This window comes from Streptomyces sp. NPDC030840 (assembly GCF_055572015.1).
In genome coordinates this window covers 50,506-62,552 of record NZ_JBVIEE010000001.1, presented here as the reverse complement: position 1 = coordinate 62,552, position 12,047 = coordinate 50,506, and the positions used below count along the sequence as shown (strand labels likewise).

Below are 12,047 nucleotides of genomic sequence, written 5' to 3'. Positions count from 1 at the left end.
GACACCGGAAACGGACGAACCCCCAGAGCGAGAAACGAGACCCGCAGGACGGACACCGGAAACGGACGAACCCCCAGAGCGAGAAACGAGACCCGCAGGACGGACACCGGAAACGGACGAACCCCCAGAGCGAGAAACGAGACCCGCGGGGTGATCCTCGGGTGGTACGGGAAGCGCCCGGGGGGGTTCAGCTCAGGACGGTGATCGCTACTGTCCAGGCGCCCGACGGAGTGCGGTCCTCCACCTGTACGCGTACGTTTCCGCCGGGCACCGTGAAGCTCTCCCCTTCTCCGACCGGCGCGTCGGCGAGTGGCGGGTAGACCGACTCCTCGCCGCAGGACTCGGTGCGGGGGTGGGCGTCGACGACCTCCATGGGGCCGCCGCCGGACTCGGCGCCGCTGCGGATGCGGTAGATGAGGATGCCCTGGCTGCAGACGGAGTCGTCGTTGCCCACCGGGCCGCGCGCCTCGAAGGCGAGGGCGCTCTCCCAGCCGGTGCGGACGACCGCCAGCTTCGTACCGCGCCCGCTCCCGAAGGGCACCGGCTCCGCGACCTCGAAACCCTCGTCTCCGGCCCAGAGCTCCCGGGCCGCCAGGTCCTGCCCACCGGCCGGAACGGCCTGCGCACCGGCCGTCACGGCCCTGTCCCGCGCCGGCCCCGCCGACAGCGGCTCCAGCGTCAGACGGGTCGTGCCCGAACCCCGCACGCACGCCACCTGGTGTGGCTCCAGCCAGCCGAGCTTCCACTTGTGCCAGGCGAAGAGGTCGGGGGCGAGTCCGAACTGGCTGCCCATGAGGTCCCAGTCGCCGACGTACGTGTCCCAGTCGCCCTCGCCGTCGGTGGGCCGGTGGTAGAGGTCGGGCAGGTCGAATACATGGCCGGTCTCGTGGGCGAGGACCAGGCGGTCCGGGGGGTGGTTCTCGAAGACGGTGACGACGCGGTGGATCGACGTGCCGTCGGCCCTCAGCGGGGTGTCGAGGTTGACGACCTTCGTCGCGTCCGAGTCCACCCCCGGAGCGTCCGGGTCGGCCACGAAGTAGACGATGTCGTACGCGGAGAAGTCGACCCGGTCGTCGACGACACTCATGGCGTCGCGCAGGTAGGCGGCGCGGTGCGCGGCGTCCCAGTCCCGCTCTATCGCGTAGTCCGTGGAAAGCCGCGGCATCTCGATCCAGTCGCTCCGCGGGTGCGCACGCAAGGTGAACTTGCCGTAGGAGGCCCGTTCGAAGAAGTGGCTGGTGGCCGGGAAGTGGTCGGCGGTCAGTTCGGCGGGAGTGATCCGCGGGGTGGCGTCCGGGAAGGACAGGAAGACCACCAGCGCGTCGAGGGGGCGGACGGGGCGCGGGTACGAGGCGTTCCAGGTGTCGACGCCCTCCGAGTGGTGGGCGCCCGTCCGCTTCAGCGCGCAGGCCGCCGAGAGGGGCACGGCGACCGAGGGCGCGGCGATCAGGGAGGTCGCCGCGAGGGCGGTCAGAGAGGTGAACACGGCCGCGGTGCGGCGCAGACTCGGCACCGTGCCGCGGGTGGGTGTTCCGCGGCCGAGCGCTTTCAGGGACCGGCGGGTCCCGGCGCGTGCGCGCGCCCCGAGGGGCCCGCGGGCGAGTCCCTTCCTGGGGTGCGGGCGCGGCACATCGACCTCCGGATGCGAGCTTCGGGGACATCGCACCCAGATTGTGATAATTCGTAGTACTTTGCCCTGTCGACCACGGCCGGACGGGTGAGAGCACTCAGGAGCCGACACCCCGGGCGCTCACGGAACGTCACAACCAGTCGGCCCGCGGAACGAAGCCGTCCAGGGAGGGGCAGAAACGATCTGTCAGAACCGCGGGGTGTTCCGGGACACTGGACAGTGGCTGGAAGGGCCTGAGGCCAGCCTCTATGATCGGCACACTTTCCTGCACCGACACGGCTTGAGCGGCCGCCCGCCCCGGTCTGCCGCTCCGACACGAAACACGAGAACCGTACGAAACGACGAGCGCACTGCGGGAGCGAACGGTGAGCGGAACGTCCGAAGGGCAGGCGCCCGCGGTGGATCTGGTCCAGCCGATCGTCACAGAGCGTGACACCGACACAGCACGTCGTACCCTCACATCCCTCACGAACTCCCTGGCGTCACACAGGCCTCATGCGTTCCGCGCCGCCTTCGCCGCGGCGCCGCTCGCCATGGCGGTGGTGGACCGCAAGGGGCGGGTGGTCGTCGCCAACGACACGATGGGCTCACTGCTCGGGGGCGGGGCGGAGCGGCTGGTCGGACGGGTCGCCGCCGATCTCGTGGACCTGGCCTCGGACGCCCGCACCGCCCACGCGTACCGCGAGATGCTGCGCGGGCGCCAGGCCCGGCTGTCCTGCACGCGCCGCGTCCGGCGCTCCGACGGAAGCTCCTTGTGGGTGCAGGTGACCGTGTCCCCGCTGCCCAGGGAGGCCGCGGGTGAGCCGACGACGGCGGGCGGCCCGGCGGCCGCACATGCCGACTCCGGTGAACCCGCCCACCACCAGAGCGACTTCGCCCACTCCGCGCCCCGCCTCCCGGACGCCGGCGGCCCCGCACACCACCCCGTCGACTCCGACGGACCCGTCGGACCCGTGTTCAAACCGGCGACTTCCGGCCTGCAGGCGGAACCCGCCGTCCTGCTGTCCGTCGCCGACATCAGTGCCCGCCGTGAACTCCAGGCGCGGCTGCGGCACTTGCGGATGCACGACCCGGTGACCCGGCTGCCCAACCGGACACTCTTCTTCGAGCGGCTGACGGCGGCGCTGGAGGTGGAGGCGTACGAGGAGAGCGGGACCGGCCGCATCGGCCTCTGCTACCTGGACCTGGACGGCTTCAAGGCGATCAACGACACGCTCGGCCACCGGGTCGGCGACCGGCTGCTGACGGCCGTCGCCGAGCGGCTGACGCGGTGCGCGCAGGAGGCGGGGCACGCCAGGGCGAACGAACCTCTGGTCGCCCGGCTCGGCGGCGACGAGTTCGCGCTGCTCGTCGAGGACTCCACCGGCACCGACCAGCTCGCCGAGCTCGCGGAGTCCGTACTGGCGGCGGTGCAGGCGCCGTTCGACATCGCGGGGCGGCGGCTGTCCGTCTCCGCGTCGATCGGCGTGGTGGAGCGGCGCGCGGAGGGCACGACCGCGACGGGTCTGATGCAGGCCGCCGACACGACGTTGTACTGGGCGAAGGCGGACGGCAAGTCCCGCTGGACGCTCTTCGATCCCGAGCGCAACGCCCACCGGATGACGCGTCAGGCGCTGTCGTCCACGCTCCGGCCGGCCGTCGAGCGGGGCGAGTTCGAGCTGGAGTACCAGCCGTTGGTGGACATGGAGGGCGGCGAGGTGCGCGGGGTCGAGGCGCTGGTGCGCTGGAACCACCCGCAGTTCGGCACGCTGACGCCGAATCGGTTCATCTCGCTGGCCGAGGAGGACGGTTCCATCGTGCAGCTCGGCCGGTGGGTCCTGGCCACCGCGTGCCGGCAGGCGCGGCGCTGGCAGCTCGATCACCCCGGCCGCGCGCCGCTCTTCATCAGCGTGAACGTGGCCGTGCGCCAGGTGTGGGACTCCGACCTGGTCGCGGACGTGGCGGAGATCCTCGCGGAGACGGGGCTGCCCCCGCACCTCCTCCAGCTCGAACTCACCGAGTCGGCGGTCATGGGCTCGGCCGGCCGGCCGCTGCAGGCCCTCCAGGCGCTCAGCGACATGGGCGTGCGCATCGCCATCGACGACTTCGGCACCGGATACTCGAACCTCGCGTACCTGAGCCGGCTGCCGGTCTCGGTGCTGAAGCTGGACGGGGCGTTCGTGCGCGGCTTCCAGTACGAGAGCGGCGAGTACGAGAACGGGGAGCGGGAGGACGGGGAGCGCGGGAACGGCGAGTACGACAACGGCGACGGCACCGACGGCCGGCCGAACCCCGCCGACGAGGTCATCGTCGAGGCGCTCGTCCAGCTCGCCCACCGGCTCGGGCTCACGGTCACCGCCGAGTGCGTGGAGACGTCCTCGCAGGCGTCGCGGCTGCGGCGCATCGGCTGTGACACCGGGCAGGGCTGGCTGTACTCGCGGCCCGTGCCGGCGGAACGTATCACCGAGCTGCTGACGACCGTGACCTGTCCTCAGGCCTGAGGCCGCCCTGCCCTCCCGGCTCAGACCGTGGGCAACCCGTAGGCGTCCGCGATCAGCTCGTACGAGCGCAGGCGCAGTTCCGGGCTGTGGGCGTGCGAGGTGAGCATCAACTCGTCGGCGCCGGTGCGCTTCTGGAGGTCGTCGAGGCCGGCGCGGACCTCGTCCACGGTGCCGTGGACGACGTTGGCGTTCCAGCTCGCGACGAACTCCCTCTCCATCGGGCTGAACTGGTACGCCTCCGCCTCCTCAGGGGTGGGCACGAGGCCGGGGCGGCCGGTGCGCAGGCGCACCATGTTGAGCGCTGCGGCCAGGACCTGACGGCGGGCCTCTCGTTCGTCCTCGGTGGCGAGGGCGGAGACGCCGATGAGGGCGTACGGCTCGTCCAGGACGGCGGACGGCCGGAAGGACTCGCGGTACAGGTCGAGGGCCGGGATCGTGTTCTGCGCGGAGAAGTGGTGCGCGAAGGCGAAGGGCAGGCCGAGGGCGCCCGCGAGGCGGGCACTGAAGCCGGAGGAGCCGAGGAGCCAGATGGGCGGGCGGTGCGGGGACTGTACGCCTCCGGGGGACGTGCCCTGGACGGGGCCCGGGACGGCGTGGACACGGCGGTAGGGGTGGCCGTCGGGGAAGTCGTCGTCCAGGAAGCGGGTGAGCTCCGCCAGTTGCTCGGGGAAGTCGTCGGCGCCTTCGTGGAGCCGGTCGGTGCGGCGGAGGGCCGCGGCGGTGGCGCCGTCCGTTCCGGGGGCCCTGCCGAGACCGAGGTCGATGCGGCCGGGGGCCATCGCTTCGAGCGTGCCGAACTGCTCCGCTATGACCAGGGGGGCGTGGTTGGGGAGCATGACGCCGCCCGAGCCGAGGCGGATGCGGGTGGTGTGGGCGGCGAGGTGGGCGAGGATCACGGCCGGGGAGCTGGAGGCCACGCCCGGCATGGAGTGGTGTTCGGCGACCCAGTAGCGGTGGAACCCGCGGGACTCCGTGAGCTTCGCGAGGGCGACGCTGGTCCGGAGAGCGTCCGTGGCGGTGCGGCCGGCACCGACGGTGACCAGGTCCAGGACCGACAGGGGTACGGGGGCTGTGCCGGGTACCGTCCCTCGTATCTCGTCTGCCGCCACGGAGGCCTCCTCGTTCGTGAGATGGATGGTGCTGTGCCGATGTGCTGCAGGGGAAAACAGGAGGAAGCCTCCGTTTCTTCCCGTCGGAACTTCAGCGGCGCCCGGAACCGGCGTCCTTGAAGACGACGCTCTTGAACAGCGACGTCTCTCCGCGCCCCGGACCGCGCAGGCGGAGGGCGTAGCTGACGAGGGCGTGGTTGAGCATGTAGAGGCGGTGTTCCTCGCGGCCACCCTCGGAGAGCCGCCCGATGACCCACTCGACGGGCGTGGCGCCGGCATAGGCGTTCCGGGACTCGAACAGCAGATGCGCGGCGCCCACTTCGCCCAGGACGTTCAGTGTGTAGGCGAACGGATAGGGGCGGTTGACGCGGTCGTCGTCCGTGCGGTCCAGGTCGGGGAAGCCGTCGACGAGCCGGTCGAGGGTCTCGTCGGTGATCAGGTCGGATCGGCCGGTGAGCATGGCGGTCTGGATGATGTAGGCGTAGGCGATGCCGTTGAGGAAGTAGTTGGCGCCCGGGTCTGTGTGGACCCACTGGCCCACGATGTCCTCGACGAGGGTGTCCAGGTCCGGCACCTGCTCGTCGAGGCGGCCCAGGTTGTGCAGGGCGACGATGTAGTAGAGCCCCATGTGAGTGCGCTCGACCGGGGTGATCCTGGCCAGCAGGTCCTTCGCCTCCGCCAGCCGGTCGCGGCCGTGGGTCAGGTACTCCTCCGGCCGGCTGGTCAGGGCGATGGCGTTGAGCATGGTCAACAGCGGGTAGATGCGGGGAAACGCGTCCGACATGGGCTGTGGGAAGGCCGGCGGCAGGTTCAGCTCGTCCGCACGGTCGAGGTAGGTGAGGACCTCCTTGATGAAGTCCCGGCCGTCCTCGGCGACGTACCGCTCGAAGCCGAGCAGCAGGATCACCGACAGGAGCATGGAGCCGCCGCGGCCACGGAAGAACGGGGCCGGGATCTTCTCCAGCAGGTGCAGCGCCTCCCGAACGTGATTGCGGCGGCCGGTCACCAGGCGGTCCTTCAAGCCCAGTTGGCCGAGGGCGAGGAAGACCGCGGAGCAGGCGGACAGTTTCTCGTAGTGGCCGTGACGGCCGGCGTTCTCGTCCTTGATGCGATCCGGTTCGATCGTGTCCGCCACGGCCAGGATCTCCGCCGGGAAGTCCGTCTCCGCGTTGACCAGCAGGCTCCGGTCCAGGCCCAGCTTGGCGAAGGCGTCCATCAGGATGCAGCCCGCCATGACCCGGAAGTACGGGTTCTCCTCGGCACGCACGGCGTCCAGGACCGGGCCCAGATCCCGTTCCACGGCGGCCCGGCTCAGATCCTTCGCGGGGTCCACGACGTCGAGGACGAAGTCGGCAAGCAGCCGGGAGAAGCGGGTGTAAGCGCTGTCCTCGGCTCCCTTCGCGGCCAGCAGACCGAACGTGTGCCGGATCCGGGCGGCGGCGTCGGGGTCGTAGGCGACGGGGTACTGGCCCAGTCCTGTGCCGCGCACCATGCGGCTCCACGGAGTGGCGATCACCCGGGTCTCGTTGGAGAGGTGGCGCAGGCCGTCGACCGGCGGCACGAGGGGGGTGGCGGGGGTGGTTGCGGTTGTCATGCGGGGCCTCCTCGGGCTCCTTGTGCGGGAAGCGGGCGGCGGCCGCGGGGCGGGGCACGGTCATGCCCCGCCCCGCGGCAGGCGGACTACAGGTGGGGCAGCGCAGGCACCTCGAAGCCCAGGAACTCCGTCCTGGTGCCCTCCAGCATCTGAAGAGCCCAGTTGAGCCACTTGATGCCCTCGCAGTAGATGGCGACCGGGCGGCGCTGGGTCTGGTAGGTGTCCACCAGGGTGCCGTCGAGTTCCTTCTGGAAGTGGAACGGCGGCATGGCCGTGAAGTGCTGGCCCATCATGAAGACGAACCGGATCAGCCAGTAGGGGTCGTCCCGCAGGTAGGCCGACTCGGGGTCGTCGAGCCCGAGCGCGGCCGTCATGACGGGGCGGAAGTGGTCCTCCATGCTCCTGGGTGTCGCGGTGTCGACCGAACCCCCGTTCGCCACCACGTCCCGCACCCGGTACGCCCTCTGGTACGGGTTGCCCTCCAGGAACGCGATGTCCACGCGGGGTGTCCGCTGCTCACCGGCCTCCACGCTCATCGTGAACTGCTCGAAGTGGATCTCGTCGTAGTGGCCGATGGAGTTGTGCCAGGGCTTGTTGTCGTACATCGCGTCGTCGCGGGTGTCCTTGCCCTCGCTCTTGAAGCCGATGGCCCGCGGGTCGAGGAACTTGATCCCCAGCGAGGCAGGGGTGATCTCGCGCAGGGCTGTCTCGACGTCCTCATGGGGCGCGCCCGACTCGATCAGCCGCTGGGCTCGCAGCAGCGGACCGCTGTCGGTGATCTTGATGTTCTCGGTGTTCGTGTCGCCCATGACGAGCGAGTGGCAGGCCGGTTCGAGGATCGCCGCGTATTCCGGGCTGCTGCGGAACCGCTTCAGCAGAGCCGCGGAGTTGAGGTAGGAGACGCCGTTGACGACGATCAGCTCAGTGTCCAGGAGCTGCTCGTTGAACGTGCGCGGGGCGGTGCGGCGGCAGAGGTCCAAGCGGTCCTCGATCTTACGGAAGTAGGAGACGTCCAGCGTCTCGCCGCTCGCCGGCACCCGGCCCACGGTGTGCACGTCCTCGTTCAGCACACGGATGATCTGCTCGTAGAGGCGGGCGACCACCGCGGGCGGCGGGGTGTGCTTCTCGATGAACCGGCTGACCTCGTCACCGGCGACGTAGCTCATCTCGTAGATGACCTCGCGGTGGACCGTACGGCCGTCGCGCCGCAGGTGCCGCGGGACGGGGACCTCCCGCTCAAGGACGGTGTGGACCTCGGGGAAGTAGCCGCGGACCGGTTCGGGCAGGGACAGCAGGAACTCGGCCTGCATCCTGGCCTTGGCGAACGGCGGCAGCATGACGCCGTCGCCCTCCGGGTTCCAGCGGGCGGTCGTCAGGGCCTCGCTGAGGATCTTCCGGACCTTGACGTGGGGCTCGCCGTCCTCGCGGACGAAGATCGTCATGGACTCGCTGCCACCCTTGCCGAAGCTGACGACCTCCTCGTCGATGCCGATGTAGGCACAGACCGTGCTGGAGAGGACCCGGCGGCTGCGGGCGTTCTCCAGGACGCGCTCGTTCTCCTCGGTCAGGGCCAGGACACAGGCGTACTCGAAGGCGTCCAGGGCCGGGTTGATGCACTTCTTCCATGCGTCGGCCGGCTCGGTGACCCGCACGACGTGCGTGGTGTACGGGCCGGCGTCGACGCCGTCGGCGGCGAGGTCCGAACCGAGCGCGACGATCTGGCAGTTGCCGTTGAGGTGGATCCGCCGCGGGCCGGTGCCGAGGGGAGTCCCGCCGCGCAGGACGGCTCGGGTGGCGTCGGCCAGGTCCTTCCTCGACTGGATCGGCACGCCGTCGGGCGAGACGAGCGGAATCTCCGCGTCCACCAGCCCTTCGAGGAGCGCCTCGTCGGCGGCCCCGCTCAGGGCGACCGCGTCGGCCAGGGAGACCGCCCCGGCGGCGGCCAGGGCGGCCAGCCAGCCCACCGTGTCGCCTCCTTCGAGGTAGTGGTCGGTCTGCGCGAACAGCGCGGGCCGGTGCTGGACCAGGGTGTGGAAGAGCAGGTACTGGTGGACGATGCGTCGACCCGACGCGGGGATGCCGCCCGCTGGACGCAGCGCCCTGAGCATCCGGTCGTGGATCTCCAGCGCCGTCGGCTGGGTGTCCAGCAGCAGCCGGGTCCGGCGCGCCAGTCCCTCGTCGTCGAGGCCCGACAGCGCGTCGAAGTGGAGGACGAGGACCTCCGGACGGCTGGTGTGGACGGTCCGCGTCCGGGTGTCGCCGACGCGGTCGAGCACGCTGAGCTCGACGTGGGCCTGGCCCAGCTGCGTGGAGTCCCCGGCGGTGATCCGCTTCTTCAGCCGGGCCCGGGTGACCAGCTCGCCCTGGTCGACGGCGATGTGGTCGCGGTAGTTGCGGGTGTGCTGGAAGACCTCCAGGAACCGGTGGAAGGCGGGCGATCCCTCCCGGTCGGCGCGGAGCATCTCCGCGGTGATGACGCGCCCGAGGGTGCGGGAGAAGTACGCGTCGCAGAAGTCGCTCTCGGCGGCGAGGCGGAACAGCTCCCGCAGGAGGTGGTGGTCCCCGTCCACCGGCTGGTCCCCAGTGGTGTACAGCTCCTCCAGCCGGGCCAGCAGGTCACCCATCACGTTGACGGCCCCGAGGAACTTCGCGGTGTCCTCGTGGCTGCCCGTGTAGGCCATGACGGCAGCGGGGACGTCGTTGTCCTGGAGAAGGCGTACGGACTTCGCGCCCAGGCCCAGCTCCAGCACGATGTCCGCGTCGAGGCCGCTCAGGGTCTCGCAGGTGTCCCGGGAGGCCATGACCTGGTCGGTCATCGCCAGGACCCCCTGACGGACGGCGTCCGCGGTGGTCAGCAGGGACATGTCGTGGTTGGACACCACAGGGACGCCGGGCTTGCCGAAGCGGATCCGGTGGGTGCGGAGGAAACGTTCCAGCGCCTCACGGGCGGGACGCATCCGCGCGGAGTGGGCGAGGAAGACGGTCGGGTCCTTCAGCTCCCACGCGGTCACGTGCGGGAAGGCGGACACGAGCCGGTCGAAGCCTGCCTTCACCCCGGCACGGACGTAGAGGTTGGCCTGCGTCGGCGCGTAGGTCTTGTGCAGTTCGACATCCGTCCTCGCGTACGACACCCCGATCGCCCTCAGGGCGGCCGCGAGGTCTTCCGGGGTCTTGGCCTTCACCGCGACCACGTGGGACGGCTCCGCCACGAGGGGGCTGTCCCGGACGGATTCGTCCAGGTAGGAAGCGATGTTCCGGGCGAACGCCTCATCGGTGCTGTGGGCGCCGGCAGCCTGGAGCATGAGCGGGGTGAACGCCTGGGCGATCTTGACGCCGTCATGGACGGAAAGGGATCCGCTCGCCACCGCCGCCGTCAGAATGCCGAAACTCTCGCCGGTGTAGGCGACGAATCGGACCGGCGTGCCGTTCTTCTCGATCCGGTCCCGCAGATAGGCGTCGAGAGCGAGGCTGTGCACGAGCAGCGCCGCCCCGATGAAACCCTGCCGCTCCATCTTCCCCTCCGGAAGACGTTCGGGGTCCAGCAGGAGAAGGTCGGGCCGGGCGGGGAAACCGAGAGCGCGGGCGGCCTCCCGGTAGATGAGGGTGATCTCCGGAGTACCCGAGTCCAGCAGGAACCGGCCGAGGTTCCGGTAGAAGGCCCGGCTGCCGAGGCCGGGGAAGAACCCGGCCACCCGGACACGGTCCTTGGAGCCGAGGACACCCTCAGCGGGGGTGGAGAGGGCCGGTGAGAGATCGCGTAAAAGTGAGCGGGGCACGGATATCGCCTTTTCTTTTTTCTTCGTCACGCGCTCGCCTTTGGGCGCATTTCCAGGACTACAGGACAAGTTTTTCCGACCGCGCGCCCCATTTCAACACAGGCCGATACAAGGTTCTTCAGGAAATGTCAGAGAAACGTCAGAGCCGCTCACCAAAAAAGCAGGGCCGAAAACCCTCCCGGGTTTTCGGCCCTGCTTTTTTGGAATTGTTACCGAACTCCGGCCTCGACCGCTTCCGCGGGCTGCGCCGCACTTCCGGCGACAGTCCGGGACGCGCCGGACCCACGGCCGAGGGAGCCCCCGGCCACGACGGCGAGTCCGGCGAGCGCGAGCGCGGCACCGACCCACAGCGGGGAGACGAAGCCGTAGCCGGCGGCGATGGCCAGGCCGCCGAGCCAGGCGCCGAGCGCATTGCCGACGTTGAAGGCCGCGATGTTGGCGCCAGAGGCCATGGTGGGCGCGTCGTCGGCGTACTTCATGGTCCGCACCTGAAGGCCGGGCGCGGTCGCGAGGCCGATGGTGCCCATCAGCAGCAGGGCGACGACCGTGGCGATCTTGTTCTCGGCGGTGAGGGCGAAGACGCCCATGACGACGGCGAGGGCGGCCATGATGGCGATCAGGCTGCCGTTGAGGGACTTGTCGGCCGTCTTGCCGCCGACGAAGTTACCGATGAACGTGCCCGCGCCGAACAGCACCAGCAGCCACGGCACCGTGCTGGTGGCGAATCCGCTGACGTCGGTCAGGGTGAAGGCGATGTAGGTGTACCCACCGATCACGCTGCCGAAGGCGAGGATGCTGAGCGCGACGGAGACCCAGACCTGGCCGCGGCGGAAGACGGCGAGCTCGGCGCGCAGGTTGGTCTGCGCGGCCCCCGTGGTCTGCGGCACCAGGACCTGGATGCCGATCAGCGTGACGACACCGATGATGGTGATGGCCCAGAAGGTGGAGCGCCAGCCGAGCTGCTGGCCGAGGAAGGTGCCGAGCGGCACGCCCAGCACGTTGGCCGCGGTGAGCCCGCCGAACATGAGCGCGATGGCGCTGCCCTTCTTGTTCTCGGCGACCATGTCGGAGGCGACGACGGCGCCGACGCTGAAGAAGGCTCCGTGGCACAGGGCCGCGACGATCCGGCCGACCATCAGCAGCTCGTAGGTGGGGGCGACGGCCGAGATCAGGTTGCCCGCGATGAACAGCGTCATCAGGCCGACCAGGACCTTCTTGCGGTCGAAGCGGGTGATGGCCGCGGTCAGGGCGAGGGCGCCGACGGCCACGCTGAGCGCGTAGCCGGAGACCAGGTACCCGGCGGCCGACTCGGACACGCCGAAGTCGCTCGCGACCTCCGGCAGCAGACCTACGATCCCGAACTCCGTGAGGCCGATTCCGAAGCCCCCCAGCGCCAGGGCGATGAGCCCGATAGGCATGTGAAAAACCCTCCGTAGCAGTGGCATGCGGTACGGGACC

6 protein-coding genes are annotated in these 12,047 nt (G+C 70.2%); 1 reads left to right on the top strand and 5 read right to left on the bottom strand.

Annotation, left to right across the window (positions count from 1 at the left end; genetic code table 11):
• Positions 1-187 precede the first annotated feature (187 nt).
• A complete protein-coding gene (locus ACZ49J_RS00275; protein WP_467454835.1) occupies positions 188-1,630 on the bottom strand; it encodes a M6 family metalloprotease domain-containing protein in 1,443 nt (480 codons plus the stop codon).
• A 476-nt stretch (positions 1,631-2,106) separates the two neighbouring features.
• On the opposite strand from ACZ49J_RS00275, the gene ACZ49J_RS00270 reads away from it, so the two are divergent.
• On the top strand, positions 2,107-4,110 hold the full coding sequence (locus tag ACZ49J_RS00270; protein ID WP_467454850.1) for a putative bifunctional diguanylate cyclase/phosphodiesterase: 2,004 nt from the start codon (positions 2,107-2,109) through the stop codon (positions 4,108-4,110).
• Positions 4,111-4,130: 20 nt separating this feature from the next.
• Here ACZ49J_RS00270 and ACZ49J_RS00265 read toward each other — a convergent pair whose 3' ends face one another.
• From ACZ49J_RS00265 to ACZ49J_RS00250, 4 genes are all read right to left on the bottom strand, one after another.
• A complete protein-coding gene (locus ACZ49J_RS00265; RefSeq protein WP_467454836.1) occupies positions 4,131-5,219 on the bottom strand; it encodes an LLM class flavin-dependent oxidoreductase in 1,089 nt (362 codons plus the stop codon).
• 91 nt (positions 5,220-5,310) lie between these two features.
• A complete protein-coding gene (locus ACZ49J_RS00260; RefSeq protein ID WP_467454838.1) occupies positions 5,311-6,813 on the bottom strand; it encodes a hypothetical protein in 1,503 nt (500 codons plus the stop codon).
• A gap of 86 nt (positions 6,814-6,899) precedes the next feature.
• A complete protein-coding gene (locus tag ACZ49J_RS00255) occupies positions 6,900-10,589 on the bottom strand; it encodes an ACP S-malonyltransferase (protein WP_467450511.1) in 3,690 nt (1,229 codons plus the stop codon).
• Between the two features lie 209 nt (positions 10,590-10,798).
• A complete protein-coding gene (locus tag ACZ49J_RS00250; protein ID WP_467450509.1) occupies positions 10,799-12,007 on the bottom strand; it encodes an MFS transporter in 1,209 nt (402 codons plus the stop codon).
• Between the last annotated feature and the right edge of the window lie 40 nt (positions 12,008-12,047).